General features: G+C 69.1%; 20 protein-coding genes. 8 read left to right on the top strand and 12 right to left on the bottom strand.

Annotation, left to right across the window (positions count from 1 at the left end; genetic code table 11):
* Positions 1 to 329: 329 nt before the first annotated feature.
* Together OH686_RS07415 and speA are read left to right on the top strand one after the other, a co-directional pair.
* Entirely contained in the window at positions 330 to 701 is a 372-nt protein-coding gene (locus OH686_RS07415) for a translation initiation factor Sui1 (protein ID WP_137974131.1), read from the top strand.
* 119 nt (positions 702 to 820) lie between these two features.
* Positions 821 to 2734: an arginine decarboxylase gene (gene speA / locus OH686_RS07410; RefSeq protein WP_289537346.1), complete on the top strand. Its 1914-nt coding sequence runs from the start codon at positions 821 to 823 to the stop codon at positions 2732 to 2734.
* Positions 2735 to 2917: 183 nt separating this feature from the next.
* Here speA and OH686_RS07405 read toward each other — a convergent pair whose 3' ends face one another.
* From OH686_RS07405 to OH686_RS07395, 3 genes are read right to left on the bottom strand one after another with little or no spacing between them, the layout of a single operon-like run.
* The gene (locus OH686_RS07405; protein ID WP_289537345.1) at positions 2918 to 3373 is read right to left on the bottom strand and encodes a DUF2214 family protein; all 456 of its coding nucleotides are present in this window, start codon (positions 3371 to 3373) and stop codon (positions 2918 to 2920) included.
* 9 nt (positions 3374 to 3382) lie between these two features.
* Complete coding sequence (locus tag OH686_RS07400) at positions 3383 to 4420, bottom strand: sensor domain-containing diguanylate cyclase (protein WP_289537343.1); 1038 nt, start codon at positions 4418 to 4420, stop codon at positions 3383 to 3385.
* 12 nt (positions 4421 to 4432) lie between these two features.
* Positions 4433 to 5779: an MATE family efflux transporter gene (locus tag OH686_RS07395; RefSeq protein WP_289537341.1), complete on the bottom strand. Its 1347-nt coding sequence runs from the start codon at positions 5777 to 5779 to the stop codon at positions 4433 to 4435.
* Positions 5780 to 5940: 161 nt separating this feature from the next.
* Here OH686_RS07395 and OH686_RS07390 point away from each other — a divergent pair, with 161 nt between their 5' ends.
* From OH686_RS07390 to OH686_RS07380, 3 genes are all read left to right on the top strand, one after another.
* Positions 5941 to 6405 carry an aminoacyl-tRNA deacylase gene (locus tag OH686_RS07390; RefSeq protein ID WP_289537339.1) on the top strand — a complete coding sequence of 155 codons (465 nt, stop codon included), beginning with the start codon at positions 5941 to 5943 and terminating at the stop codon, positions 6403 to 6405.
* A 237-nt stretch (positions 6406 to 6642) separates the two neighbouring features.
* Positions 6643 to 8571: a methyl-accepting chemotaxis protein gene (locus tag OH686_RS07385; RefSeq protein WP_289537337.1), complete on the top strand. Its 1929-nt coding sequence runs from the start codon at positions 6643 to 6645 to the stop codon at positions 8569 to 8571.
* A 56-nt stretch (positions 8572 to 8627) separates the two neighbouring features.
* Positions 8628 to 13535, top strand: coding sequence for an alpha-2-macroglobulin family protein (locus tag OH686_RS07380; protein ID WP_289537335.1), 4908 nt, complete (start codon positions 8628 to 8630; stop codon positions 13533 to 13535).
* A gap of 48 nt (positions 13536 to 13583) precedes the next feature.
* Here the strand turns inward: OH686_RS07380 and OH686_RS07375 are convergent, their stop codons facing one another.
* Positions 13584 to 13877 (bottom strand): hypothetical protein, encoded by a 294-nt coding sequence (locus OH686_RS07375; RefSeq protein WP_289537333.1) that lies wholly within the window; start codon positions 13875 to 13877, stop codon positions 13584 to 13586.
* Positions 13878 to 13985: 108 nt separating this feature from the next.
* On the opposite strand from OH686_RS07375, the gene pbpC reads away from it, so the two are divergent.
* A complete protein-coding gene (gene pbpC / locus OH686_RS07370; protein WP_289537331.1) occupies positions 13986 to 16337 on the top strand; it encodes a peptidoglycan glycosyltransferase PbpC in 2352 nt (783 codons plus the stop codon).
* 2 nt (positions 16338 to 16339) lie between these two features.
* Here pbpC and OH686_RS07365 read toward each other — a convergent pair whose 3' ends face one another.
* The 8 genes from OH686_RS07365 to ada all read right to left on the bottom strand — a co-directional run bounded on the left by OH686_RS07365 (position 16340) and on the right by ada (position 21980).
* On the bottom strand, positions 16340 to 17467 hold the full coding sequence (locus tag OH686_RS07365) for a GGDEF domain-containing protein (protein ID WP_289537328.1): 1128 nt from the start codon (positions 17465 to 17467) through the stop codon (positions 16340 to 16342).
* Positions 17468 to 17551: 84 nt separating this feature from the next.
* Positions 17552 to 17995: a DMT family transporter gene (locus OH686_RS07360; protein WP_289537325.1), complete on the bottom strand. Its 444-nt coding sequence runs from the start codon at positions 17993 to 17995 to the stop codon at positions 17552 to 17554.
* 54 nt (positions 17996 to 18049) lie between these two features.
* Positions 18050 to 18538 carry a GNAT family N-acetyltransferase gene (locus OH686_RS07355; protein ID WP_289537323.1) on the bottom strand — a complete coding sequence of 163 codons (489 nt, stop codon included), beginning with the start codon at positions 18536 to 18538 and terminating at the stop codon, positions 18050 to 18052.
* Positions 18535 to 19095, bottom strand: a complete 561-nt coding sequence (locus OH686_RS07350) for a DUF4136 domain-containing protein (RefSeq protein ID WP_289537321.1) — start codon at positions 19093 to 19095, stop codon at positions 18535 to 18537. Before OH686_RS07350 ends, OH686_RS07355 begins: the two co-directional genes overlap by 4 nt.
* A gap of 64 nt (positions 19096 to 19159) precedes the next feature.
* A complete protein-coding gene (locus OH686_RS07345) occupies positions 19160 to 19753 on the bottom strand; it encodes a DUF4136 domain-containing protein (RefSeq protein ID WP_289537319.1) in 594 nt (197 codons plus the stop codon).
* An 88-nt stretch (positions 19754 to 19841) separates the two neighbouring features.
* Complete coding sequence (locus OH686_RS07340) at positions 19842 to 20591, bottom strand: methyltransferase domain-containing protein (RefSeq protein ID WP_289537316.1); 750 nt, start codon at positions 20589 to 20591, stop codon at positions 19842 to 19844.
* The gene (locus OH686_RS07335) at positions 20588 to 20890 is read right to left on the bottom strand and encodes a nucleotide pyrophosphohydrolase (protein WP_192396625.1); all 303 of its coding nucleotides are present in this window, start codon (positions 20888 to 20890) and stop codon (positions 20588 to 20590) included. Before OH686_RS07335 ends, OH686_RS07340 begins: the two co-directional genes overlap by 4 nt.
* Before the next feature lie 55 nt (positions 20891 to 20945).
* Positions 20946 to 21980: a bifunctional DNA-binding transcriptional regulator/O6-methylguanine-DNA methyltransferase Ada gene (gene ada / locus OH686_RS07330; protein ID WP_289537313.1), complete on the bottom strand. Its 1035-nt coding sequence runs from the start codon at positions 21978 to 21980 to the stop codon at positions 20946 to 20948.
* A gap of 127 nt (positions 21981 to 22107) precedes the next feature.
* Here ada and OH686_RS07325 point away from each other — a divergent pair, with 127 nt between their 5' ends.
* Together OH686_RS07325 and OH686_RS07320 are read left to right on the top strand one after the other, a co-directional pair.
* Positions 22108 to 25608, top strand: a complete 3501-nt coding sequence (locus tag OH686_RS07325) for a response regulator (RefSeq protein WP_289537311.1) — start codon at positions 22108 to 22110, stop codon at positions 25606 to 25608.
* Positions 25608 to 26792, top strand: a complete 1185-nt coding sequence (locus OH686_RS07320) for a response regulator (protein ID WP_289537309.1) — start codon at positions 25608 to 25610, stop codon at positions 26790 to 26792. Before OH686_RS07325 ends, OH686_RS07320 begins: the two co-directional genes overlap by 1 nt.
* Position 26793: the final 1 nt, after the last annotated feature.

The raw sequence follows: 26793 nt of genomic DNA, 5'->3' as shown, positions 1-26793 counted from the left end.
GGCGAGTACCCCCTACGTTGTACCTGACCTGATTCTCAAGCGTCGCTTGCCAAATGCCGGGTTGTGGCTCGAGCGAACCTTGCTGCAACCCGCGCCGGGCGCGGATTTGTGCAGTATTTCCGTACGTGGCGTGCGCTATGCCGCACGAGGTCGCCAATCCGTCGATCAATGGCGCAATTTCGCACTTAGCACGCAGGGCTTTTGCCCTTACACTGCGCCACCTTCAAAGCCAGGCGCCATGCCTGGTTGCGCTGCCCCTGCCTGAGTGGGGCCCCGCGGCTGACCCCCGTTCAGCCAGTCGCTATCCTGACCCCTACGAGGAAAAGCCGGTGGTCAAGAAAGCTTCGTCGTTCTCCGCCCTGAGCGGTCTCGTCTATTCCACCGATGGCGGTCGGCATTGCCCCGATTGCGGCCAGCCGGTGGATGCCTGCATCTGCAAGAAGAGCGTCATCCCCGAAGGCGATGGCATCGCCCGCGTGCGCCGCGAGACCAAGGGCCGCGGCGGCAAGACCGTGACCACGGTGACCGGCGTGCCGCTGGCCGAGGCCGAGCTCAAGGAGCTGGCCAGCGCGCTGAAGAAGCGTTGCGGTTGCGGCGGTGGGCTGAAGGACGGCGTCATCGAAATCCAGGGCGACATGGTCGAGCTGCTGCTCGAAGAGCTGACCAAGCGCGGATTCAAGGCCAAGAAGTCCGGCGGCTGACGCGCCACTTCCTAAACTTCCTGGCAGGAGGGGCAGTCCACTCTCCTGCAATCGTCACATCCATGCTCTTATATCTGCTGCCGGGCGGCAGCTCTTTATCTGCCTCACAGGAGACCTCGATGGCCGCAAGACGCACACGCAAAGACGACGGTAGCCAATGGACAGTTGCGGACAGCCGCAGCGTCTACGGTATTCGCCACTGGGGCGCCGGCTTCTTCTCGATCAACGATGCCGGCCGCGTCGAAGTGCGTCCCAACGGCCCGGACAGCGCGCCGATCGATCTCTACGCCCAGCTCGACGGCCTGCGTGAGAGCGGCCTGTCGCTGCCGCTGCTGGTGCGCTTCCCGGACATCCTGCAGTCGCGCGTGCGCCAGCTGACCAGCGCCTTCGACGCCGCCATCGAGCGCCTCGAGTACGGCAGCCGCTACACCGCGCTGTACCCGATCAAGGTCAACCAGCAGGAAGCGGTGGTGGAGAACATCATCGCCACCCAGGACGTCTCCATCGGCCTGGAAGCCGGCTCCAAGCCCGAGCTGATGGCCGTCCTGGCGCTGGCGCCGAAGGGCGGCACCATCGTCTGCAACGGCTACAAGGACCGCGAGTTCATCCGCCTGGCGCTGATGGGCCAGAAGCTCGGCCACAACGTGTTCATCGTGATCGAGAAGGAATCCGAGGTGCAGTTCGTCATCGAGGAGGCGGCCAAGATCAAGGTCACTCCGCAGGTGGGCCTGCGCGTGCGCCTGTCCTCCCTGGCGTCTTCGAAGTGGGCCGACACCGGTGGCGAGAAGTCCAAGTTCGGCCTGTCCGCCGCGCAGATCCTCTCGGTGGTCGAGCGCCTCAAGCAGGCCAAGCTGGACCAGGGCATCCGTCTACTGCACTTCCACATGGGCTCGCAGATCGCCAACCTGGCCGACTACCGCAAGGGCTTCCGCGAGGCCATCCGCTACTACGGCGAACTGCGTGCCCTCGGCCTGCCGGTGGACCACATCGACGTCGGCGGCGGCCTGGGCGTGGACTACGACGGCACCCACTCGCGCAACGCCAGCTCGATCAACTACGACATGGAGGACTACGCCGCCACCGTGGTCGACATGCTCAAGGAGTTCTGCGACCGTCAGGACATCCCGCATCCGCACATCTTCTCCGAGAGTGGCCGGGCCATGACCGCGCACCATGCCGTGCTGGTGGTGCAGGTGACCGACGTGGAGCGCCACAACGACGAGGTGCCGCAGATCGATGCGAGCGTCGAGCAGCCGGAAGTGCTGCAGGTGCTGATCGAACTGCTCGAGGACAGCGATCCGGAAATGGTCGCCGAGACCTACTGGCGAGCCACCCACTACATCGAGGAAGTGGCCGCGCAGTACTCCGCCGGCAAGCTGAGCCTGTCGCAGAAGGCCCTGGCCGAGCAGAGCTACTTCGCCATCTGCCGCCGCCTGCACAACCAGCTGAAGGCGCGTCAGCGCTCGCACCGCGCCGTGCTCGACGAACTCAACGACAAGCTGGCCGACAAGTACATCTGCAACTTCTCGGTGTTCCAGAGCCTGCCGGACACCTGGGCCATCGGCCAGATCCTGCCGATCCTGCCGCTCACCCGCCTGGAGGAGGAGCCGCTGCGCCGCGCGGTGCTGCAGGACCTGACCTGCGACTCGGATGGCAAGATCAAGCAGTACGTCGACGAGCAGTCGATCGAGACCAGTCTGCCGGTGCACGAAGTGCGCGAGGGCGAGGACTACGTGCTCGGCGTGTTCCTGGTCGGTGCGTACCAGGAGATCCTCGGCGACATGCACAACCTGTTCGGTGACACCGACTCGGTGAACATCTACCAGCACCCGGACGGCAGCGTGTACCACACCGGTATCGAGACCCATGACACCATCGAGGACATGCTGCGCTACGTGCACCTGTCGCCCGAGGAGCTGATGACCTACTACCGCGACAAGGTGGCCAGCGCCAAGCTCACCGCCAACGAGCGCGCGCAGTACCTCGATGCGCTGCGGCTGGGGCTGACCCGCTCTTCCTATCTGGCGACCTGAGGCGCTCCCTCTCCCTCCGGGGGAGGGCCGGGGTGAGGGGCTTGTCGGTAGTGCGCGGCAGCTTCTCCACCTGGTCCAAGCAACAAAAAAAGCCCGGCAATCGCCGGGCTTTTTCATGTGCGCTCGTAGCCCGGATGCAATTCGGGAGCGACCTCCCCGGATTGCATCCGGGCTACCTGCTACTCAGCTGAAGAAGCCGACCCCGCGCGCCATCAGGCTGGCCAGGAACGGCAGGCAGACCAGGATCAGCAGCTCCAGGCGGATCACCATGATGGTGCGTTTGGCCTGGGCCGGGGTGATGGTCGGCGCCTTGCCGGCCAGCAGGTCGTTGCGCCAGTTGAAGAAGGTCAGGGTGGGCAGGATCGACAGCAGGCCGACCAGGATGAACAGGCTGACCTTGGCGTGGAACACCCAGTTGTGCAGGTAGTAGTCCAGGCCCTTGCCGAACCAGATCACCCGCGCCAGCCCGGTGAGCAGGACCAGGCCGGCGCTGGCGCCGTAGATCATGTCGATGCGCAGCAGTTTGCGCGCCGTGGCCACATCCAGCTCGGCCTTGAACAGCACGTGCTCGCAGGTGAGCAGGGCGAACAGCACGAAGATCGACAGGTAGTGCAGGCTGGCGGCGATGGCGTCGGCCATGGGAACTCCTCAGATGGCTGGTTCGGCGTGGACCGTTCTGTTGCGGCCCTGTTTCTTGGCAAGGTACAGGGCCTGGTCGGCGCGTTCCAGCAGGTCGCCCTGGTTTTCCCCCGATAGCAGCAGCGCGGTGCCCAGGCTGATGGTGACCGGCAGCGGCTTGGAAGCGACCGTCATCGGCGTATCGCCGATCGCCTTGCGCATGCGTTCGGCGATATGGCTCAGCTCGCCGGCGTCGTGCACCGAGACCAGGGCGATGAACTCCTCGCCACCCAGGCGCACCAGCAGGTCGTCCGGGCGTAGCGCCGCGCCCATGCGCCGCGAGCTTTCCCACAGCACCTGGTCGCCACCGGCGTGGCCGAACTGGTCGTTGACCTGCTTAAAGTGGTCGAGGTCGCCGTAGATCAGGCCCAGGCGCAAGCCGGCGCTGGTGGCGCTGGCCAGTTCGCGGGAGAAGAACTGATTGAGGGCGGCGCGGTTCCACAACTGGGTCAGCGGGTCGATCAGCGCCTTGCGCTGTTCGCGGTCCACCGCCTCGCGCAGTTTGTGCGCCTGCAGGCTGACGCTGCGCAGCTGCAGATAGCCTTCCACCAGGATGGCCAGGTCGCGCAGGCGCAAGCGCTCCTGCTGGTTCAGGCCGCGTGGCTGCGGGTGCAGCATGCACAGGGTGCCGATCGGCTGGTTGTCGCTGCTGTACAGCGGCTGGCCGGCATAGAAGCGGATGAAGGGCGGCCCGGTGACCACCGGGTTGTCGACGAAGCGCGGGTCGAGGTGGGCGTCTTCCACCACCAGCGGGCTGCGCGCCGCCACGGCGTGGCCGCAGAAGGAAATGTCGCGCGGAGTCTCCGCCACGTCCAGGCCGATGCGCGCCTTGAACCACTGGCGGTCGCGGTCGATCAGGCTGATCAGCACCGTCTCCACCTCGAACAGCTCGCGGGTCAGGCGCACCAGGGTGTCCAGGTACAGCTCGGCCGGTGTATCGACCACGTTCAGATTGTCCAGCGCCTGCTGGCGCAGGTCTTCGTCGGCAGGGCAGGGGGCAGGCAACATATCCGTCTCCGCTCAGTAATTCGCGCCGAACCAGGCGTCTCGTCGGCGCAGCTGCCAGGCCTGGATGGCCAGAGTCAGACCGCGCATCAGCATGAAGCATAGAAAAGCCAGCCACAGTCCGTGGTTGCCCAGGCCCTGCAGCAGCCAGCCGAGCAGAAGGCCGAGGGCCACGCTGAGCAGCATCGCATTGCGCATCTCGCGGGCGCGGGTGGCGCCGATAAACAGGCCGTCGAGCAGGTAGCTCCACACGGCGATCAGCGGCAGCAGCGCCAGGTACGGCAGATAAGGGTAGGCGGCGCCGCGCACTTCGGCGATGTCGCTCTGCAGGTCGATGAACAGTCGCCCGCCGAGCAGGAACAGCGCGGCGAACAGCAGGCTGCCCAGCAGCGACCAGCCGCCGGCCACCACCAGCGAGCGGCGCAGGGTGAGGCGATCCTTGGCGCCGATGGCATGTCCGCACAGGGCCTCCACCGCGTGGGCCAGGCCATCCAGGGCGAAGGCGGCGACCAGCAGGCCGTTGAGCAGCAGGGCATTGGCTGCCACCGTGGCGTCGCCCAGGCGGGTGCCCTGCACGGTGATGAGGAAGAACACCAGGTGCAGGGCCAGGGTGCGGATCAGGATGTCGCGGTTCACCGCCAGCAGCGCCTGCCAGCCGCGCCACTGGCGCAGGGCATCCAGCGAGATCCGCCCCGGATGGCGACCGAGGGTGCGCCAGGCCAAGGCCAGGCCGAGCAGGGCGCCGCACCACTCGGCCACCACCGAGGCCCGCGCCGAGCCGAGCACGCCCCAGTCCAGGCCAAGGACGAACCACAGGTTCAGCGCGACGTTGAGCAGGTTGGTGGTCAGCATCACCGCCAGCGCGCCGCGGGCGTTCTGCGTGCCGAGCAGCCAGCCGACCAGGGCCGAGCAGGCCAGTGTCGCCGGCAGGCCGAACAGGCGGGCGTGGAAGAAGTCTCGGGTCAGGGCATCCAGCTCGGCCGAGGGGCGCATCAGTTGCAGCGCGAGGTCGCTCAGCGGAATCGCCAGCACGCCGATCAGCAGGGCGATGGCCGCGGCTAGGGCCAGGCTCTGCAGCAGCACCAGGCGCAGCGCGCCGCCATCGCCACGCCCGACCGCCTGGGCGGCGAAACCGGTGGCACTCATGCGCAGAATGCCGAACACGCCGACCAGCATGGCGTACAGGCTGCCACCCACCACCACCGCGCCGAGCTGCTGGGTATGCGGCAGGTGGCCGATCACCGCCGCATCCACCAGCGCCACCAGCGGCACCGAGAGGTTGGACAGAATCATCGGCGCGGCCATCGCCCACACCCGGCGGTGGGTCGGCGCGTGACGCCAGGCGTCGAGCAGTGCGGACATGGGCATCCCCGGCAAAAGGCCGAATTATAGGCGCGCCGGCATAGCGCCAGAGCGACTATGCGCGGGCCTCGATAGCAGCAAGCGTTGCATGCGCTGCCATGGGTGACGGCAGCGGCACGGCTAGACTGATACTACCGGTGCCACAGCAGTCGAGGTGGATCATGCACATGGCCGAAACCCTGGCCCGCAGCCTGAAGCGGGCCGACTGTCATTTCGATCTGGTCGAGCACGAGCATTCCGCGACCAGCCTGGAGTCGGCGCGCAAGGCCGGCATTCCCGCCACGCGCATGGCCAAGCCGGTGATCCTCGACGACCGTCGCGGCCACTACCTGATGGCCGTGCTGCCGGCCAACCGCCAGCTCGATCTGGGCAAGGTGCGCAGCGGTCCCTGGCGCTGGCAGCTGACCAGCGAACAGAGCCTCGGCGGCCTGTTCAAGGACTGCGAACGCGGCGCCATTCCCGCCCTGGGTGAGGCCTACGGCATGGGCATGCTGATCGACCCGGTGCTGGCGCGCCAGGCCGACATCTACCTGGAGGCCGGCGACCACCAGAACCTGGTGCGCCTGCCGATCGAGGAGTTCTTCCGGCTGGCGCCCAATGCCCGGCTGTGTGAACTGAGCGCCTGATCCAGCGCACCCGCTCCACTCTTTGGCCGCGTCGGGCAGGCGAGGCTCCGCGTTGTGCTGCAGGCGGCGCCGGCCGTGTGTTGCGGGGGCTTTCTCCAGGTCCTGCGGTTTGGTCTATCGTGCAGATTGCGACCCCCACTCCGGTTCTACTCAAGCACAACCGCAAGTCGGTCGATATAGCCAGCTACACGGGCTGCGGTCGGGCCTCAGGCAGTGGTCGAAGTCGAGGAGCGGAAAATGGGGTTCTGGCGCAGCAGCATCCAGTGGCAATTGATCCTCAGCATGGGCGCGGCCCTGATGGTCAGCGTGCTGATCGTCATCGTCATCTACTCCGGGGTGGCCAACCGCCAGATCGAACGCTACCTGGTCAACGGCGAGCTGCCGGCACGGGTGGAGGCGGTGCGCAACGACCTGGAACGGGTGCTCGGCGAGCCGCTGACCGCCGCCCGCAGCATCGCCGGCAACAGCCTGCTGGCCGACTGGCTGCAGGAGGGCGAGGATCCGGCCCGGCAGGAAGCCATCGTGCGTTACCTGAAGCAGGAGCAGGACGCCAACAGCGCGCTGACCACCTTCGTGGTGGCGCTGGAGTCCGGCAACTACTTCACCGGCAAGGGTCTGGATCGCACCCTCACCCGCGAGCCGGGCAATGCCTGGTTCTACGACTTCATCGACAGCGGCGAGGCGCGCTCGCTGTCCATCGATATCGACAGGTCCACGGCGGTACCGACCCTGTTCATCAACCAGCGCATCCAGGCCGGCGGTCGCACCCTCGGTGTTGGCGGTTTGGGCCTGAGCCTGAGTGCCATGTCCGACCTGGTGCGCGGCTTCCACCTGGGCGAGGCCGGACGCGTCTATCTGGTGGATGCCAGCGGCCGGGTCAAGGTGCACCCGGATGCGCAGATCAGTGACAAGCGCAGTCTCAGTGAGCTGGTCGGCACCGAGGCGGCACAGGCGCTGGTCGGCAAGGCCGGCCAGGCCCAGCGTTTCGAGCGCGATGGCGAGGCCTTCCTGGCCATGGCCATGCCGCTGCAGTCTCTGGACTGGCAGCTGGTGGCGGAGCTGCCGGAACAGCAGGTATACGGCGAGGCGCGTCAGGCGCTGCTGGTGACCGCGCTGATCGGCGCCGGCGTGGCGCTGCTCTGCCTGGGCCTGGTGGTATTGCTAGCCCGTGGCCTGGTGCGGCCGATCCGCCGGGTGACTCAGGCGCTGGTGGAAATCGGCGGTGGAGGCGGCGACCTGACCCGCCGCCTGGACGAGTCACGCGCCGACGAACTGGGCGATCTGGCCCGCGGCTTCAACCGCTTCCTCGAGGGCCAGCGGCAGTTGATCGGCGAGGTGCTGGCCACCAGCGACAAACTGCGCGACTCGGTTGCCCAGGTGGCGCGCGTGGTGGAAAACACCGCGCTGCGCTCCGGCCAGCAGCAGGACATGACCGACCTGGTGGCCACCGCGGTGCACGAGATGGGCCTGACCGTGCAGGAGATCGCGCGCAACGCCGGCTCCGCCGCGGAGGTCTCGCAGAAGGCGCGCGACGAGGCCGCCAGCGCCCGCAGCGAGGTGAGCGGCTCCATCGCGCATATCCAGCGCATGTCCGGGGAGATCGGCACGGCGGCTGGGGCGGTCGGCGAGCTGGCCACCCAGGTGGCCTCCATCGACCAGGTGCTGGCGGTGATCCGCGGCATCGCCGAGCAGACCAATCTGCTGGCGCTCAACGCCGCCATCGAGGCCGCCCGCGCCGGCGAGCAGGGTCGTGGTTTCGCCGTGGTGGCCGACGAGGTCCGCACCCTGGCCAGCCGCACGCAGAACTCCACCGACGAGATCCAGCAGATGATCCTGCGCCTCAAGCAGGGCGCCGAGGCGGCGGTCAGCTCCATGCAGGCCGGCCAGCAGGCCACCGGCACCGGTGTCGAGGCCAGCCAGAGCACCGGTCGCGCGCTGGAGTCGATTGCCGGCCAGGTGGAGCGTCTCAGCGACATGAACCATCAGGTGGCGACGGCGACCGAGGAACAGAGCTCGGTCACCGAGGAAATCAACCGCAACGTGCAGGGCATCGCCGACCTGGCCCACTCCACCGCCAGCGAAGTCGCCTCCTGCCGGGATAACTGCCAGGCGCTGCAGGATCTGGCCCAGGCCCTCAGCGCACAAGTGGGACGCTTTCGCCTGTAAGAGCGCCGGCGCTCGGCTATAGTGCTGGGCCTCAGATATCTGCGCGAGGCCCCGCCATGCGGTACAAAGGACTGTTTCTGGCATTCGCGCTCAGCTTGCTGAGCGCCTGCGATTCCTCCACCCCCGACACCCCTGCGGCGCCCCAACCGGGCAAGCCGGCAGCCCAGCAGGACGCCGCCCGCCCGGCGCTGGACAAGGCCGAGCTGGGCAAGCGCTATGCCGGCCGTGAGCTCACAGTGGCGGACGCCTCGGAAGTGCAGCTGGACGGCGCCAGCACCCTGTCGGTGAGCTTCAGCGTGCCGCTGGACCCGGAGCAGGACTTCGCCGCCAAGCTGCATCTGGTGGACAAGAAGACCGGCAAGGTCGACGGCGCCTGGGAGCTGTCCGACAACCTGATGGAGCTGCGCCTGCGCCACCTGGAGCCGCAGCGCAGCCTGGTGCTGTCGGTCGACCGCGGCCTGCGCGCGATCAACGGCAGCGAACTGGCCGCCGAATACAGCGCCACCATCGACACCCGTGACCTGCAACCCACCGTCGGCTTCGCCAGTCGCGGCTCGCTGCTGCCGACCCGCCTGGCCGAAGGCCTGCCGGTGATCGCGCTGAACGTCGACAAGGTCAACGTCGAGTTCTTCCGCATCAAGCAGGAGTCGCTGCCTAACTTCCTCGCCCAGTGGGGCCGCAGCTCCAACCTGGACACCTGGCAATCGCGCGAGCTGCTGCCGATGGCCGAGCTGGTCTACAGCGGGCGCTTCGACCTCAATCCGGCGCGCAACACCCGCGAGACCCTGCTGCTGCCGATCGCCGGCCTGGAGCCTTTCAAGCAGCCCGGCGTGTACCTGGCGGTGATGCGCCAGGCGGGCACCTACAACTATTCGCAACCGGCGAGCCTGTTCACCCTCAGCGACATCGGCCTGTCCGTGCACCGCTACCACGGTCGTCTGGACGCCTTCGCCCAGGCCCTGGAAGGCGGCAAGGCGTTGGAGGGCGTCGAGGTCCAACTGCTTGGCGGCAATGGCCAGGTGCTGGCCAGCGCCAAGACCGACGATGCCGGCCATGCCGAACTGCCGCTGCCGGACAAGGCCGCCGTGCTGATCGCCCGTCAGGGCGAGCAGACCAGCCTGCTCAACCTCGGCAGCCCGGCCCTGGACCTGGCCGAGTTCGACATCGCCGGTGCGGTGGCCAACCCGCTGCAGTTCTTCGTGTTTGGCCCGCGCGACCTGTATCGCCCGGGCGAGCTGGTCCTGCTCAACGCCCTGCTGCGCGATGCCGATGGCCGCGCGGTGAAGCCGCAACCGGTCAATGTGGAAGTGCGCCGGCCCGACGAGCAGGTCAGCCGCAAGTTCGTCTGGGAGCCGGGTGACAACGGCCTGTACCAGTACAAGTTGCAGCTGGCCGGCGAGGCGCCGACCGGGCGCTGGCAGCTGCTGTTCGACTTCGGCGGCGGTCGCCAGCAGATCTATGAATTCCTCGTCGAGGACTTCCTCCCCGAGCGCCTGGCCCTGGAACTGAAAGGTAGCGACAGCCCGATCAAACCGAGCGACGAGGCACGCTTCCAGGTCGAAGGCCGCTACCTCTATGGCGCGCCGGCTTCCGGCAATCGCCTCACCGGCCAGGTCTACGTGCGCCCGTTGCGCGAGGCGGTCAAGGCGCTGCCCGGCTACCAGTTCGGCTCGGTCACCGAGGAGGAACTGAGCCAGGACCTGGAGCTGGAAGAGACCACCCTGGACGCCCAGGGCAAGGCGACGGTTGGCGTGGAAAACCGCTGGGCCGAGGCCAAGTCGCCGCTGCAGCTGATCCTCCAGGCCAGCCTGCAGGAGTCCGGCGGTCGCCCGATCACCCGCCGCCTGGTGCAGCCGGTGTGGCCGGCCGAGCGCCTGCCGGGCCTGCGCGGCCTGTTCGACGGCGAGAACGTGGATGGCGACGGCCTGGCCGAATTCGAAGTGCTGCTGGCCGACCCGACCGGCAACAAACTGGCCAGCGACAACCTGCAGGTGCGCCTGATCCGCGAGCGCCGCGACTACTACTGGAGCTTCTCGGAGAGCGACGGCTGGAACTACCACTACAACGAGAAGTTCCTCAACCTAGGCGAGGAGAGCATCAAGGTCGCCGCCGGCGGCACCGCCAAGGTCAGCTTCCCGGTGGAGTGGGGCCCTTACCGCATCGAGGTCACCGACCCCGAGACCGACATCACCAGCAGCCTGCGCTTCTGGGCCGGCTACTCCTGGCAGGACAACACCGAAGGCGGCGCGGTGCGCCCGGACCAGGTCAAGCTGGCGCTGGACAAGCCCGCTTATGCTGCCGGCGACACGGCCAAGGTCACCGTCACGCCGCCGTCCGGCGGCAGCGGCTACCTGATGGTCGAGTCCAGCGACGGCCCGCTGTGGTGGGAAGAGATCGAGGTGCCCGCCGAGGGCAAGAGCTTCGATATCCCCCTGGCCAAGGACTGGGCGCGACATGACCTGTACGTCAGCGCACTGGTGATCCGCCCCGGCGAGCGCAAGGCCAATGCCACGCCCAAGCGCGCCGTGGGCCTGCTGCACCTGCCGTTCGACCGTGCGCCGCGCCAGCTGCAGGTCAGCCTGACCGCGCCGGAGAAGATGCGTCCGCAGCAGCCGCTGAAGGTCAAGGTGCAGGCGAAGAACGCCGACGGCAGCGCGGCGCAGAAGGTCAACGTGCTGGTGGCGGCGGTGGACGTCGGCATCCTCAACATCACCGAGTACAAGACGCCCGACCCGTTCGCCGAGCTGTTCGGCCGCAAGGCCTATGGCGTCGACCAGCTCGACGTCTACGGCCAGCTGATCGAGGCCGGCCAGGGTCGCCTGGCCAAATTGGCCTTCGGTGGCGACGCGGCGCTGGCCAAGGGCGGCAAGCGCCCGGACACCAGCGTCACCATCGTCGCGCTGCAGAGCGTACCGATCGAGCTGAACGCCCAGGGCGAAGGTGACGTCAGCCTGGACATCCCCGACTTCAACGGCGAACTGCGCCTGATGGCCCAGGCCTGGACCGACGAGCGCTATGGCATGGGCGAGGGCAAGACGGTGGTCGCCGCGCCGCTGGTGGCCGAGCTGTCGGCGCCGCGCTTCCTCGCCGGTGGCGACGAGACCAGCGTGGCCCTGGACCTGACCAACCTTTCCGGAGCCGCACAGCAGCTCGAGGTGCAGATCGAGGCCGAAGGCCAGCTCAGCCTGGCGAACCCCGCCGGCCACAGCGCACCACTGGCTCTCGACCAGGCCCAGCGCCACACCCTGCGCATTCCGGTGCGGGCCGTCGGCGGCTATGGCGCCGGTGTACTGCGGGTCAAGGTCAACGGCCTGAGCCTGCCGGGCGAGAACCTGCCGGCCTTCAGCCGCGAGTGGCGCATCGGCGTGCGCTCGGCCTGGCCGGCGCAGCAGAAGCACCTGCGCAGCGTGCTGCAGGGCGACAGCTGGCAACTGCCGGCCGGCACCCTGGCAGCCTTCGAACCGGCCGGGCGCGAGGCGCTGCTCAGCGTCTCCAGCCGTCCGCCGCTGAACCTGGCCGAGCAGATTCAGGCGCTGCGGGCCTATCCCTATGGCTGCTTGGAGCAGACCACCAGCGGGCTGTATCCGTCGCTCTATGCCGATGCCGCGACGCTGAAGAAACTCGGCCTGGAGGGCGAGCCGGAAGAAAAGCGGCGCAACTCCATCGAGATCGGCATCGAGCGCCTGCTCGGCATGCAGCGCTACAACGGCAGCTTCGGTCTGTGGGGTTCGGACAGCGACGAGGAGTTCTGGCTGACCGCCTACGTCACCGACTTCCTCCTGCGCGCCCGCGAGCAGGGCTTCGCCGTGCCGCCGGAGGCGCTGGAAAAGGCCAGCGAGCGCCTGCTGCGCTACCTGCAGGACCGCCAGCTGGTCGACGCCGGCTACAGCGACAACCTCGACCACACCCGCTTCGCCGTGCAGGCCTACGCCGGCCTGGTGCTGGCGCGCAGTCAACAGGCGCCGCTGGGCAGCCTGCGCGCGCTGTACGACCGCCGTGGCGACGCCAAGTCCGGCCTGCCGCTGGTGCAGCTGGCCGTGGCCCTGCAGAAGATGGGCGACAAGCCGCGCGCCGACGAAGCCCTGGCCCTCGGCCTGGGACTCGGCCGCCAGCGCCAGGAGTGGCTGGCCGACTACGGCAGCCCGCTGCGTGACCGGGCGCTGATCTACGCCCTGCTGGAGGAGAACGACCTGGCCGCCGGCAGCCGTGACCAGCTGCTGTTCAGCCTGGCCGAGGAGCGCGCGTTGCAGGACTACCTGTCGACCCAGGAGCGCAACGCCCTGTTCCTCGCCGGCCGTGGCCTGATCAAGACCCCGGAGAAGAGCTGGAACGCCGTGCTCGAAGCCGGCGGCCAGGTGCGCGAGCTGAGCAACGGCCAGCCGGCGCTGAAGCTGGAGGGCGCCAGCCTGAGCGAGCCGCTGAGCCTGAGCACCGGCTTCGCCGACAAGCTCTACCAGCAGCTGACCATCTCCGGTTACCCGACCTCGGCACCAGCGGCGCGCGGCAACAACCTCAGCATCGAGCGCGGCTTCTACGGTCTTGACGGTCGCCCACTGGACCTGGGCAACCTGGCCAGCGGCCAACTGGTGCTGGTGCACCTGGCCGTGCGCGCCGAGGAGCGGGTGCCCGACGCCCTGGTGGTGGACCTGCTGCCAGCCGGCCTGGAGCTGGAGAACCAGAACCTGGCGCAGAGCGCCGCCAGCCTGGATGACGCCAGCAGCGCGGTGAAGGAGTGGCAGAAGTCGATGCAGAACGCCGCGATCAAGCACCAGGAGTTCCGCGACGACCGCTTCGTCGCCGCTCTGGATGTGAACGGCTACGACACCACCCACCTGCTGTACCTGGCCCGCGCCGTCACCCCCGGCACCTACCGGGTGCCGCCGCCGCAGGTCGAGTCGATGTACCGGCCGGCGTGGAACGCGGTGGGCGCTGCACCGGCACAGCTAGTGGTGCGCGAACGCTGAGTGATGGCGGCCCCGGCACGCGCCGGGGCCGCCAATCCAGCAGCAGGCTCAGCCGATCAGCAGACTCAGCACCCAGAGCGCCAGCAGCAGGACGATCAGGCCCCAGATGATCGAGCCGCGCAGGAAGGCGCGTATAGCGCTGAATAGCAACAGCAGGCCGATGATCAGCACCAGGATGCTGATCCAGTTCGGGTCCATGCCCAGCGAGCGGGACAGCCCGTCGATGAAGTTGGCCCCGGCCTGACCGATCATGCGGAAGAAGCCGGTCAGGGCCTCGACCAGGACACGAATGAAGTTGCCCAGTATCTCGCCCAGTCGCTCGAAGAAGCTCTCGGTTCCCATTGATCCTTCCTTACACTCTGCCGGTGATCCTCAAGCTTGGGCTGCACGGGCCCGAGCCGAGTTCCCCCCGTTGCGTCCGAACCCAGCCATGGCGAAGTACCCGAGCCGATGAACATACCGCCCCTTCAGCGCCTCTGGCGGCTCCTGCGCCGGCCCTGGCTGGGGCTGCCGCTCGCCCTGCTGCTGGGGTTGTGGGCAGCCGACCGGCTGTTTCCCCTGCCGCTGCCGGAGGATGGCCTGGCCCGCGTGGTGCTGGCCGAGGACGGCACGCCGCTGTGGCGCTTCGCCGATGCCGACGGCGTGTGGCGCTACCCGGTGGCGCCGGCCGAGGTGTCGCCCTATTACCTGCAGGCGCTGCTGACCTACGAGGACCGCTGGTTCTACAAGCACCCCGGGGTCAACCCGCTGGCCCTGGGCCGCGCCGCCTGGCAGAACCTCAGTGGCGGGCGCGTGTTGTCCGGTGGCAGCACCTTGTCGATGCAGGTGGCGCGCCTGCTCGATCCGCACGAGCGGACCCTGGGCGGCAAATTCAAGCAGCTGTGGCGCACCCTGCAGCTGGAGTGGCACCTGTCCAAGGACGAGATACTCGCCCTGTACCTGAACCGCGCGCCGTTCGGCGGCACCCTGCAGGGCGTAGCGGCGGCCAGCTGGGCCTACCTGGGCAAGTCGCCGAGCCAGCTCACCCGCGCCGAGGCGGCGCTGCTCGCCGTGCTGCCGCAGGCGCCCAGCCGGCTGCGTCCGGACCGGCATCCCGAACGCGCCCAGGCCGCACGGGATAAGGTGTTGCGGCGCCTGGCGCAGTTCCAGCAATGGCCGCAGTCGGCGGTGGACGAGGCGCTGCAGGAGCCGGTGCTGCTGGCGCCGCGCCGCGAGCCCGACCTGGCACCCTTGCTGGCGCGGCGGCTCAACGTGGCGGGCAGCCCGCCGCTGATCCGTACCACGCTCGACGCCAATCTGCAGCGGCGCCTGGAGGACCTGCTGCTGGGCTGGCGTGCGCGCCTGCCGGAGCGCACCTCGGCGGCCATCCTGGTGGTGGACAGCGAGAGCATGGCGGTGCGCGCCTACCTGGGTTCGCTGGATGTCGGCGACGAGCGCCGCTTCGGGCATGTCGACATGATCCGCGCCCAGCGCTCGCCCGGCTCCACCCTAAAGCCGTTCCTTTACGGCCTGGCCATGGACGCCGGGCTGATCCACTCCGAATCGCTGCTGCAGGACGTACCGCGGCGCTATGGCGACTACCGGCCTGGCAACTTCGCCGCCGGCTTTATCGGCCCGGTGTCGGCCAGCGAGGCCCTGGCCACCTCGCTCAACCTGCCGGCCGTACAGCTGCTGGAGGCCTACGGGCCGAAGCGCTTCTCCGGCGAGCTACGCGGTGCCGGTGTGCCGCTGGCGCTGCCGGCCGGCGCCGAGCCGAACCTGGCGCTGATCCTCGGCGGCGCCGGCAGTCGCCTGGAAGAGCTGGTGGCCGGCTACAGCGCCTTCGCCCGCGGCGGCCTGGCTGCGCGGCCACGGCTGCAGCCGCAGGACGCGCTGCAGGAACGGCGCCTGTTGTCGCCCGGGTCGGCCTGGATAGTGCGGCGCATCCTCGCCGGCCAGGCACGCCCGGACCGCGATCCGCGGGCCGAGCTGGTGCAGCGTCCGGTGCTGGCCTGGAAGACCGGCACCAGCTACGGCTTCCGCGACGCCTGGGCCATCGGCGTCGGCCCGCGCCACCTGATCGGGGTGTGGATCGGCCGGCCAGACGGCACGCCGGTGCCGGGCCAGTTCGGCCTGGCCTCGGCCGCACCGCTGCTGCTGCAGGTGCACGATCTGCTGGTCAACCGCGACCGCCAGCGCGGCCTGGTGCCGCCGGTGCAGGAAGTGCCGGCGAGCCTCGGCGTGGCGGCGATCTGCTGGCCGCTGGGCCAGGAGCTGGCGCGCAACGATCCCAACTGCCGGCGCCAACGTTTCGCCTGGACCCTGGACGGCACCACGCCGCCGACCCTGCAGGCGTCCGACCAGCCGCTGGGGTTGGGCTTGAGTCAGCGGGTCTGGCTGGATGCGCATGGCCGTCAGGTGGCAGCCAGCTGCGAGGGCGCGCGGGAAACCCAGGTCGCCTTGTGGCCGGCGCCACTGGAGCCCTGGCTGCCACGCCGCGAGAGACGCGCGGCGCGGTTGCCGGCGGCTTCGGCCGAGTGCCCGCCGGCATTGCCGCTGCCGGCGGCGCCGCTGTCCATCGTCGGGGTGCGCGAGGGTGATCGCCTGCGCCGTCCGGCCAGCAGCGCCGGGCCGTTGCAGCTCAAGCTCTCGGCCCTGGGCGGTAGCGGCACGCGCTGGTGGTTCCTCAACGGCGCGCCGGTGGGCGAGAGCCAGCCGGGCGAGAGCATCGAGCAGAAGCTCTCGGCGGCCGGGCTCTACCAGCTCAGTCTGCTGGACCAGAGTGGGGCGACGGCGCGGGTGGAGTTCCAGGTCGGCGAGTAGGCTCAGGAGAGGGCCAGGGCCAGGCGGTCGCGGCCCTCGGCCTTGGCCCGGTAGAGGGCGTCGTCGACGCGCTTGAAGAAGGCCTCGGCGCTCTCGTTCCGCTTCGCGTCCAGGCAGCCCACGCCGAGGCTGGTGGTCAGTGGCAGGCGCTGGCCGTGCAGCTCGAAGCCGCGGGTAGCCAGTTCGACGCGGAAGCGCTCGGCCAACTGGCAGGCCTCGTCCAGCGGGGTGCCGGGCATCAGCACGCCGAATTCCTCGCCACCCAGGCGCAGCAGGGCGTCGCTGTCGCGGCGGAACACCTTGCGCATGCGTTCGGCGAAGTCGCTGAGGCAGGCGTCGCCGCTGCTGTGGCCGTACTCGTCGTTGATGCGCTTGAAGAAGTCGATATCCAGCAGCACCAGCGACAGCGGCGTGCCCTGGCGAAGAGCGTTGGCGACCATGGCCGGGAACAGGCTGTTGAACTGCAGGCGGTTGCCCAGTTGGGTCAGGCTGTCGGTGCGGCTGAGCTGTTCGTAGCGTTCGCGCTGGTCGACCAGCTGCTGCTCCATGGTCAGGGTGGCGTGGTATTCGCGATGGCTGCGGTTGAGCGCCAGCAGCAGGTAGCTGAGGTAGAACGCCAGGGTCACCGCCAGGGCTTCCTGGCTGGGCCATTGCCAGGCCAGCACCGCCAGGCCCGGTGCGTACAGCAGCAGGATGGCGACCACGCAGCGCCGCTTGCGCATGGAGAAGTTGAAGGCCATGGCGGTGCTGAAGGCCACGGTGCTGAGGGTGGCGATCAGCCGCGACGGCTCGAATTCGGGACGCAGCAGGGCCCAGGCATGGGCAAGGCCCCAGCCCAGGCTGGTGAGCAGGATCAGTGCCCAGTGGCGGTCGATCCACTGGCGCAGGCATTCGTTGTTCTCGTGGGCGGGCAGGCGATGCAGCCAGCGCATCACCATCATCAGGGCGAAGAACGCGGTGGCGGCGAGGCCGAGCACAAGCATGGAGCCGGGCGCGGCGCTGAAGCTCCAAGTCAGAATCCAGGCGAGCAGGTAGTAGATGCCGCCCAGGCGCGTACGGACGCGCGTGTCCTGGCTTTCCCGGAGAAGGGCGAAGGAGGTGTTGCGGGGAAACAGCGCGTCGGGGGCCATGTGCTGCTGTGATCACAAATTCGGCATATCAGCAGCATAGCGTTGCCGCGCGGGCAAGGAAAGCAATGTGCCAGCATTCCGTCGTCAACCGCGGCGAATGAGCCAGACGCCGCCGATGATCAGCGCCAGCCCGACCGCCTTGCCCGCGGTGATGGGCGCCTCGCGAAAGCCTACCCAGCCGTTGTGGTCGAGCACCAGGGCCATGCCCAGCTGGCCGGCTAGCACCAGCACCATGAACAGCAGGGCGCCGATGCGTGGCCCGGCGAAGGCCGCGGTGGCGATGAAGAAGGCGCCGAGCAGGCCGCCGCTCCAGTGCCACCAGGTCAGGCCCTTGAAGGCGGACAGGCCGGCGACCTCGCGCTGGGACAGCACGATGATCAGCAGCGCCAGGGTGCCGACCAGGAACGACACCAGGGCGGCGGCCATGACGCTGGACAGGTGTTTGGCCAGTTGGCCATTGATGCCGGCCTGCAGCGGCATCACGGCGCCGGCGAGTAGGGGCAGGGCGAGTAGCCACCAGTTGGGCATGGCGGTCTCCGAGAGGAAATGGGGCCGGTATTATGCGCTTTGCTGTCCTGCTGGTCAGCTTTTCAGGCTCTTCACGAACTGCAGCAGCGCCACCCGCTGCTCGCCGCGCTGGCGTTGTTCCAGGCCGCTCAGGCGATAGCCCAGGCGAGCATAAAGCAGCAGGCCGGCGGCATTGTCGTTGAAGCAGGAGACCTTGAGTTCGCAGGCGTTGAAGTCGCGTAGAGCGAGCTGCTCCATCGTGCCGACCAGGTAGCTGGCCACGCCCTGGCTGCGCGCCCAGGGCGCGATCATCAGGTTGCCCAGGGCGCAGTACTCGCCGGGCACGTTCTGGTAGAAGTTGGCGAAGCCGGCCGGCTGTCCGTCGAGCAACGCCAGGGTGCTGCCCTGGCGTTCGGCACAGGCTGCCGCCAGCTGCTCGCGGGTCAATGGCCAGTGGGCGCGGGGATAGGCGAAGAACAGCTCGTCGGCGTTGCGCACGAAACGCACCACCTGGTCGAGGTCGGCATCACTGGCCGGGCGATGGCTGAGCCGCGGATCGCTCATTGCGGCGGGTACTGTGCCAGTACCTGGGCCACCGTGGCACGAATGGCCGCCTCGCGCTCGCTCGGGTTCGGCGGCGACTGGCGCATGATCTGCTCGGCGCTGCCGCGCCAGACCAGCTTGCCGTCCTTGCCGTCGAACAGGTCGACCTGGATGGTGGCCACCTTGTAGTCCACGGTGCGGGTCTCGGTGTACGCTGGGCCGCCCCAGCCGCCTCCCCAGTAACCGCCCCAGTAGCCACCGTAGTTGGTGCTGACCTGGTCCTGGCGCTCGTCGACGATCAGCCAGGCCTGCACCTTGAGATCGCCGGCGCTGCCGGCCTGGGCCGGGCGCAGGCCGCGCTGGTCGAGCTGCTCGCCGACGGCGCTGCGGATGCGCTGCTCGGTGAGGTCGCTCTGGATCCGCGGATCGTCCGGGCGGTACTGCAGGGCCGGTTCCTGCCAGCTCCAACTGCGGTAGGCGGCGAAGTCGCGACTGGCATCGAAGTCGCGTTCGACGCGGGCGCTCTGGCAGGCTGCGAGAAGCAGCAGGGCCGGTATCAGCAACAGACGCGGGGACATGATCGAAACCTCCGAGGTAGAGCCTCTATCGAACTCCAAGTGAGGCCGTACGGCAAGCCCGACATCACTCCGGCGGGTAGGTGCCGAGGGCGTCTGCCACGGCGCGGCGCAGGGCGTCGGCGCGCTCGCTCTGGCTGCCCTCGCTGCGCGCCTCGGCGCTGCCGTTCCACACCGGCTCGCCGCTGGCGCCGTCGAACAGTTCGATCTGCACCACCGCCACTTCCACCTCGTAGGTGCGTACCAGCGGCACGCTGCCGTACATGCCGTAGTGGTCGCCGTAGGGCCCGTGGCCGTAATAGCTGCCGTAGTCGTCGCGCACCTGGTACTGGCGGCGCTCCAGGCTCAGGTAGGCGCTCACCTGCAGGTCGGCCGCCTTGCCGGCGCGCACCGGGCGTAGGCCGCGCTGGTCCAGGCCGCCGCCGATTGCCTCGGCCACCAGGGCTCCATCGGCCCAGGCGCTGCCGGCCGGCTGCTGGCGCCAGCTCCAGTCGCGGTAGCGGCCGTAGTCGCGCGGCGCCGCCGGGTAGGCGCTGTGATCGAAATGATTGGCTGCATTGGCCGGCGCCGGCGGCAGCGGGTTACCGCCGGCGACATAGGGGTTGTCGCTCTGGCAGGCGGTGAGCAACAGGAGCAGCGGCAGGACGACTAAGGCTTTCATGATGGCTCCGGGATCATGCGGAGGTTGGCTCAGCGTAGCCCGGATGGAATCCGGGGGGCGGGCAAATCCCTCCCGGATTGTATCCGGGCTACAAGGGCCGGCAGACCCAGTGCAGATAGCGACCGAGGCCGGCGAAGCTCGGGTGGCGGCGGTGCGCCAGCTCCATCTCCAGCAGGTCGGCCAGTTCTGCCTTGGCCTGGAACTCGCTCGGCATGTAGTCGTGGAACACGCGCACGCCGCTCTGGCTTTCGACCCGCCAGTGGCCGTCGAGTTGCGCCGCCAGCTCGCGCGGATCGAGCGGCTTCTGCGGCGTCAGGCTCTGCCCCACGCCGGCGAAGCGTTCCTTGCGCAGCTTGCGGAAGTGGCCCTTGAGCAGGTTGCGATAGACCAGCGCGTCCTTGTTGTAGAAGGCCAGCGACAGCCAGCCGCCGGGGGCGACCAACTGGTGCAGCACCGGCAGGATGGCATGGGGCTCGGCCAGCCACTCCAGCACCGCGTGGCACAGCACCAGGTCGTAGGGTTCGGTGAGCTGGCCGAGCAGATCCTGCCAGGGCGCCTGGATGAACCGCGCCTCCACCCCGGCCTCGGCAAAGCGCTGGCGCGCGCCCTCGAGCATCGGCTCGGCCGGTTCGGCCAGGGTCACGCTGTGGCCGCGCTGGGCCAGCCACAGGCTCATGTGGCCGAGGCCGGCGCCGACGTCGAGCACCCGCAGCGGGCGCTCCGGCAGCGCTTCCTTGAGGTCGGCCTGCAGCACGGCCAGGCGGATCGCACCCTTGGCGCCGCCGTAGATCTTCTCGGCGAAACGGGTCGCCAGCTCGTCGAAGTGGCGGTCGGTCACTGGAAGCGCCTCTCGCTGTCGGCCAGCTTGGCGCGCACCGCCTGTTCCATGTCGATGCCCAGCTCGGCGCATAGCAGCAGGAGGTAGAGGACGATGTCGCCGACCTCCTGGCCGGCGTGCTCCAGCTGCTCGGCGGAGAGCTGGCGGGCCTGGTCTTCGGAGAGCCACTGGAAGATTTCCACCAGCTCGGCCATCTCCACGCTGGCGGCCATCGCCAGGTTCTTCGGGCTGTGGAAACGGCGCCAGTCGTTGTGGTCACGAATGGCGTGCAGGCGGCGGGTGAGTTCGGCGATATCCATGGGCTCTCCTTCAGGCCGCATAGCTTCGGCCCGAAGCAGCCGCCTCGCAAGTCCGTTACTCGCTGGAGGCGCCTTCCTTGTCCAGCAGCGCCTGCTTGCGCGGCACGCCCCAGCGATAGCCGGTGAGGGCGCCGCTGGCACCGATCACCCGATGGCAGGGCACCAGCAGGCCCAGCGGATTGCTGGCGCAGGCCCGGGCCACGGCGCGGGCGTGGCTGCCGAGCTGCTCGGCCAGTTCGCCATAGCGCCGCGTTTGCCCCGCTGGAATGCCGCGCAGGGCTTGCCATACCTGTTGCTGGAAGGCGGTGCCGCGCATGTCCAGCGGCAGGCTGGCGGCGCGGCTCGGTTCCTCGACCTGGGCCACCACCTCGCGCAGCCAGTCGCGCAGGCCGCGCTGGTCGCGGCGCAGTTCGGCGGCGGCGAAGCGCTGCTGCAGCTCCGCCTCCAGCTCCAGCTCGTCGTCGCCGAACAGCAGGGCGCAGGCGCCCTTGTCACTGGCGGCGAGCAGCAACAGGCCCAGCGGGCAGAGGGTGATGGCGTAGCGCAGCACTTCGCCGGCGCCTTTCTGCCGGCGCTGCGCCGGGCTCAGGCCGGCGGATTGCTCGTACAGCGCACGGGTGCCGGAATAGCCGGCGTCCAGCGCCGCCTGCAGCACCGAGCCGGCCCGTGGCAGAGCTGCCTCCAGACGCTGGCGCCGGTGGGCATCGAACCAGGCCCGCGGGGTCAGCCCGGTGCGGGCCTTGAAGGCGCGCGCCAGGTGCGAGGCGGACAGGCCGATGCGCGTCGCCAGCCAGTCCAGGGTCGGTGGTGTGTCGCAGCTCTCCAGCAGGCGGCAGGCGGCGATCACCAGCTCGTCCAGCTGCTCGGCGCTGCTCTTGCCGGTCGGCGAGCAGCGCTTGCACGGGCGGAAGCCGGCGGCCTCGGCGCTGGCCGCATCGCTGTGGAAGCTGACGTTGTCGCGTCGTGGCCGGCGCGCCGGGCAACTGGGGCGACAGTAGATGCCGGTGCTCTTCACGGCGAAGAAGAAGCGCCCGTCGTGGCCGGCGTCGCGGTCGCACACGGCCTGCCAGCAGTGGTCTTGGTCGAGCATGGCGGTCTCCCAGTGGCGGTCCTCAATCTGTATGGGCCGATTGTCGATCCGCGCGCTGGCGCTGCCAATCCGCATCTGACTTTCAAAGCCTATGCTGAGAGCGCATTCGCCCGCCAAGGATCGCCCCATGCCGCGTCTCTGTTGCCTGCTCCTGCTCTGCCTGTTGCCGCTGGCCGCGCCTGCTGCGCTGCAGCTGGACGAGGCCGATCGCGCCTGGCTGCGCGAGCACCCGGTGCTGCGGGTGGGCATCGAGCGCAGTGGCTGGCCACCGTTCGACGTGATCGACGAGCAGGGCCGCCATCGCGGGCTCAGCGGTGATTACCTGGCCCTGCTCGCCGAGCGCCTCGGCGTGCGCCTGGAGCCGGTGCTGGTCGAGGACTGGGATGCGGCGCTGGCGGCCCTGCGCGACGACCGCGTCGACCTGCTGCCGTCGGTGGCGCGCACGCCGGAGCGCGAGATGAGCATGGCGTTCAGCGAGCCCTACCTGGTCAGCAGCAGCCTGATCTTCACCCGCGAGGAGGTGGATGTGCAGCGCATCGGCAGCCTGGCCGGCAAGCGGGTGGCCATCGAGCGCGGCTACGTGCTGCAGCAGGGCCTGCGCGAGGCGGTGCCGGAGGTGCGCATCATCGAGGTGCGTGACACCGAGGCGGCGTTACGCGCCGTGTCCTCCGGGCGCGCCGATGCCTATGTCGGCGACATGATCGTCGCCAGCTACCTGATTCGTGAGCTCAACCTGACCAACTTGGAGCTGCGTGGCGAGACCGGCCTGTCCACCAGTGAATTCCGCTTCGCCGCCCGCCGCACCAACCCGCAGCTGATCGCCCTGCTGGACAAGGCGCTGGCCAGCCTCAGCGACGAGGAACAGGAGGCGATCAAGGAGCGCTGGCTGCCGCCGCTGACCGCCTTCAACCTGCGCCGCCTGTTGCAGGTCGGCTGGCCCTACCTGGTCGGCCTGGTCGCGCTGATCGCCTTCGTGCTGGTGTGGAACCGCCGCCTGGCGGTGCAGATCACCGAGCGCCAGCGCGCCGAGGCCGAGGCCCAGCGCCAGCGCAGCACGCTGCTGGCGCTGATCAACGCGATTCCCGATCCGATCTGGTTCAAGGATGCCAAGGGCCGCTACATGGGCATCAACCAGGCCTGCGCCGAGCTGTTCGGCAAGAGCCACGACGAGGTGGTCGGCCGCCGCGACACCGAGTTCCTGGCACCGGCCTGGGCGGCGGCCCGCGCCGAGCACGACCGCACGGCGATGAACTGGCCGCACCCGTTCGAGAGCGAGGGCCAGGTCACCTATCCCGATGGGCGCCAGGTGGTGTTCGACACCCTGCGCACCACCTTCCGCGACGACCAGGGCAAGCTGCTCGGCCTGGTCGGCGTCAGCCGCGACATCACCGTGCGCAAGCAGACCGAGGCCGAGCTGGCCAAGGCCAAGGAGCTGGCCGAGGAGGCGGCGCGGCTGAAGTCGGACTTCCTGGCCAACATGAGCCACGAGATCCGCACGCCGATGAACGCCATCATCGGCATGTCGCACCTGGCCATGAAGACCGATCTCAACCCGCGCCAGCGCGACTACCTGAGCAAGATCCAGCAGGCCGGCCAGCACCTCTTGGGGATCATCAACGACATCCTCGACTTCTCCAAGATCGAGGCCGGCAAGCTGACCATCGAGCGCATCGACTTCGACCTGCAGCAGGTGCTGGAGAACCTCGCCGGGCTGATCGGCGACAAGGTCGGCGGCAAGGGCTTGGAGCTGGTGTTCAACCTCGATCCCGAGCTGCCCCAGCACCTGGTGGGCGACCCGCTGCGCCTGGGGCAGATCCTGATCAACTACGCCAACAACGCGGTGAAGTTCACCGAGCAGGGCGAGGTCGAGGTGATCCTGCGCGCCGAGCAGCGCAGCGCCGACTCCCTGCTGTTGTATATGGGCGTGCGCGACACCGGTATCGGCCTGACCGCCGAGCAGCGCGGCCGCCTGTTCGAGTCGTTCCAGCAGGCCGATACCTCGACCACCCGCAAGTACGGCGGCACCGGCCTCGGCCTGGCCATCTGCAAGAGCCTGGCCGAGGCCATGGGCGGGCATGTCGGGGTGGAGAGCGAGGTCGGCCGCGGCAGCCTGTTCTGGTGCCGGGTGCCCCTGGGCATCGCCGGCGAGCAGGGCCCGCGGCTGCTGGCCCAGGCCGACCTGCGTGGCCGCCGGGTGCTGGTGGTGGACGACAATCACAGCGCGCGCCAGGTGCTGAGCGGCATGCTCGAGAGCATGAGCTTCCGCGTCGATGCGGTGGACTCCGGCAAGCTGGCCCTGCAGCGGGTGCAGGAGGCCGTGCTGCGCCGCGAGCCCTTCGAGCTGCTGGTGCTGGACTGGCAGATGCCCGGCATGGATGGCCTGGAGCTGGCGCGCAAGGTCGCCGAGCTGGGCCTGCAACCGCCGCCGCACCTGCTGATGGCGACCGCCTTCGGCCGCGAGGAGGTGCTGCTGGGCGCCGAGCGCGCGGGCATCGAGGACGTGCTGCTCAAGCCGCTCAATCCTTCGCTGCTGTTCGATGCGGTGATCCGCAGCCTGGGCGGCGCGGGCATGGCCCAGGGCTTCGCGCGCCTGCCGGTGGGCGAGGTGGTGCCAGACTTCAGCGGCCAGCGCGTGCTGCTGGTGGAGGACAACGAGCTGAACCGCGAGGTGGCCTGCGGCCTGCTGCAGGAGAGCGGCCTGCAGATCGACCAGGCCGAGCATGGCCAGATCGCCCTCGACATGCTGCAGGCCGCCGCCGACGGTCACTACGCCCTGGTGCTGATGGACATGCAGATGCCGGTGCTGGACGGTATCGCCACCACCCAGGCGCTGCGCCGCGAGCCACGCTTCGCCGCGCTGCCGATCGTGGCGATGACCGCCAATGCCATGCCCGCCGACCGCGAGCGCTGCCTGGCGGCGGGGATGAACGATCACCTGGGCAAGCCGATCGAGCCCGGCGAGCTGTGGGTCACCCTGGGGCGTTGGTTGCGCGCCAGCGAAAAGCCGACGGCGGCCGTGGCCCAGGCGGGGCTGCCGGACTGGCAGCTGCCGGGCGTCGACCTGGCCAACGGCCTGCGAAGGGTGCTGGGCAAGCCGGAGCTGTACCGCCGCCTGCTGGACAAGTTCGCCGCCAGCCAGGCCGACTGCGCCACGCGCCTGCGCCAGGCCCTGGCCGCCGGCGAGCAGGAGAGCGCCGAGCGCGAGGCCCATAGCCTCAAGGGCCTGGCCGGTAACCTGGGCGCGCTGGACCTGGCGACCCAGGCGGCGGCCATCGAGAGTGCGATCAAGGATGCCCGCCACGACGAGCTGGAGGCCCAGCTCGGTGAACTGGAGCGCAGCCTGACGGCGCTGGTGGCGGCCATTCGGGCGCTGCAGCCAGCCGTGGTGAGTAGCGCCGATCCTCAGCAGCTGGCGCCGCTATGCCAGCAGCTGCAGCGTCTGTTCGAGGACGACGATCCGCGTGCCGGAAAACTCTTCGACGAACAGGCCGAACTGCTGCGCAACGCCTTTAATGATGAGTACGGTCCGCTGGCCGCGGCGGTGCATGGCTTCGATTTCGAGCGGGCCCTGGCTCTGCTGCGCCAGGTGGCGCAACAACGCGGTATCGCTCTCAAAGGGGAAGGATGATGGTGGACATGCTCGACCGGCCCGACCGGCCGCTGGTACTGCTGGTGGATGACACGCCGGAAAACCTGGAGCTGATGAGCGAACTGCTGGCCGACAGCTACCGCATCAAGGTGGCCAACAACGGCCTCAAGGCCCTGCGCATCGCCGCCGGCAGCCAGCAGCCGGACCTGATCCTGCTCGACATCATGATGCCGGAGATGGACGGCTACGAGGTCTGCCGCCTGCTCAAGATGAACCCGGCCACGGCGGACATCCCGGTGGTGTTCCTCACCGCCAAGACCGAGGTGGCCGACGAGCAGCAGGGCTTCGACCTGGGCGCGGTGGACTACATCACCAAGCCGATCAGCCCGCCGATCGTCCTCGCCCGCGTGCACGCCCAGCTGCAGCTCAAGGCCAGCGCGGACTTCCTGCGCGACAAGAGCGAGTACCTGGAACTGGAGGTGCGCCGGCGCACCCGCGACATGCAGCGCCTGCAGGAAGTGACCATCGAGGCCATGGCCAGCCTGGCGGCGATGCGCGACAACCCCAACGGCAAGCACCTGTCACGGGTCGAGCCGTACATGGTCGCCCTGGCCAAGGCGCTGGCCTACCAGCAGCCGGCGCTGGCCGCCGAGCTGAGCGCCGAGCGCATCGCCCAGCTGGGCAAGTCGGCGCTGCTGCATGGCATCGGCAAGCTGGTGCTGCCGGATCGCATCCTGCTCAGCCCGGTGCCGCTGCAGGGCGACGATCTGCAGCTGCTGCACCGGCATGCGGTGGCGGGGCGCGATGCGTTGCTGGCGGCGGAGGCCAAGCTGGGCAGCGTGCCGGACTTCCTGCGCGACGCCCGCGACATCGTCTACAGCCAGCACGAGAACTGGGATGGCAGCGGCTACCCGCAGGGCCTGCGCGGCGAGCAGATTCCCCTGGCCGCACGCCTGATGGCGCTGGTCGGCGACTACGAGGAGATGACCAGCCAGCACCCCTATCGCCAGTCGGTCAGTCATGCCGAGGCCCAACAGCGCATCGGCGCCGCCAGTGGCACGCGCTTCGATCCGTCGGTGGTGCTGGCCTTTATCGAGGCCGAGCAGGAGTTCGCCGCCATCGCCCAGCGCCTGGCCGACGATGCGGCGGCCATCCATGGCGAGCTGCAGCGCCTGGACGAGTCGTTGGGGGAAAGCATCGAGCTGACCCTGCCGCCGAGCTGAG

The organism is Pseudomonas sp. SO81 (genome assembly GCF_030374125.1).
Taxonomy (GTDB): domain Bacteria; phylum Pseudomonadota; class Gammaproteobacteria; order Pseudomonadales; family Pseudomonadaceae; genus Aquipseudomonas.
The sequence above is the reverse complement of the archived record's forward strand: the minus strand, read 5'-3'. Positions and strand labels throughout refer to the sequence as shown.

Coding starts and splice junctions, on each gene's coding strand:
- OH686_RS07360 (WP_289537325.1), bottom strand. CDS start 17,995: ATGCCCAACTGGTGGCTACTCGCCCTGCCCCTACTCGCCGGCGCCGTG.
- OH686_RS07390 (WP_289537339.1), top strand. CDS start 5,941: ATGCACATGGCCGAAACCCTGGCCCGCAGCCTGAAGCGGGCCGACTGT.
- OH686_RS07380 (WP_289537335.1), top strand. CDS start 8,628: ATGCGGTACAAAGGACTGTTTCTGGCATTCGCGCTCAGCTTGCTGAGC.
- pbpC (WP_289537331.1), top strand. CDS start 13,986: ATGAACATACCGCCCCTTCAGCGCCTCTGGCGGCTCCTGCGCCGGCCC.
- OH686_RS07395 (WP_289537341.1), bottom strand. CDS start 5,779: ATGTCCGCACTGCTCGACGCCTGGCGTCACGCGCCGACCCACCGCCGG.
- OH686_RS07320 (WP_289537309.1), top strand. CDS start 25,608: ATGGTGGACATGCTCGACCGGCCCGACCGGCCGCTGGTACTGCTGGTG.
- OH686_RS07345 (WP_289537319.1), bottom strand. CDS start 19,753: ATGAAAGCCTTAGTCGTCCTGCCGCTGCTCCTGTTGCTCACCGCCTGC.
- OH686_RS07350 (WP_289537321.1), bottom strand. CDS start 19,095: ATGTCCCCGCGTCTGTTGCTGATACCGGCCCTGCTGCTTCTCGCAGCC.
- OH686_RS07400 (WP_289537343.1), bottom strand. CDS start 4,420: ATGTTGCCTGCCCCCTGCCCTGCCGACGAAGACCTGCGCCAGCAGGCG.
- ada (WP_289537313.1), bottom strand. CDS start 21,980: ATGCTCGACCAAGACCACTGCTGGCAGGCCGTGTGCGACCGCGACGCC.
- OH686_RS07365 (WP_289537328.1), bottom strand. CDS start 17,467: ATGGCCCCCGACGCGCTGTTTCCCCGCAACACCTCCTTCGCCCTTCTC.
- OH686_RS07335 (WP_192396625.1), bottom strand. CDS start 20,890: ATGGATATCGCCGAACTCACCCGCCGCCTGCACGCCATTCGTGACCAC.
- OH686_RS07375 (WP_289537333.1), bottom strand. CDS start 13,877: ATGGGAACCGAGAGCTTCTTCGAGCGACTGGGCGAGATACTGGGCAAC.
- OH686_RS07325 (WP_289537311.1), top strand. CDS start 22,108: ATGCCGCGTCTCTGTTGCCTGCTCCTGCTCTGCCTGTTGCCGCTGGCC.
- speA (WP_289537346.1), top strand. CDS start 821: ATGGCCGCAAGACGCACACGCAAAGACGACGGTAGCCAATGGACAGTT.
- OH686_RS07405 (WP_289537345.1), bottom strand. CDS start 3,373: ATGGCCGACGCCATCGCCGCCAGCCTGCACTACCTGTCGATCTTCGTG.
- OH686_RS07355 (WP_289537323.1), bottom strand. CDS start 18,538: ATGAGCGATCCGCGGCTCAGCCATCGCCCGGCCAGTGATGCCGACCTC.
- OH686_RS07385 (WP_289537337.1), top strand. CDS start 6,643: ATGGGGTTCTGGCGCAGCAGCATCCAGTGGCAATTGATCCTCAGCATG.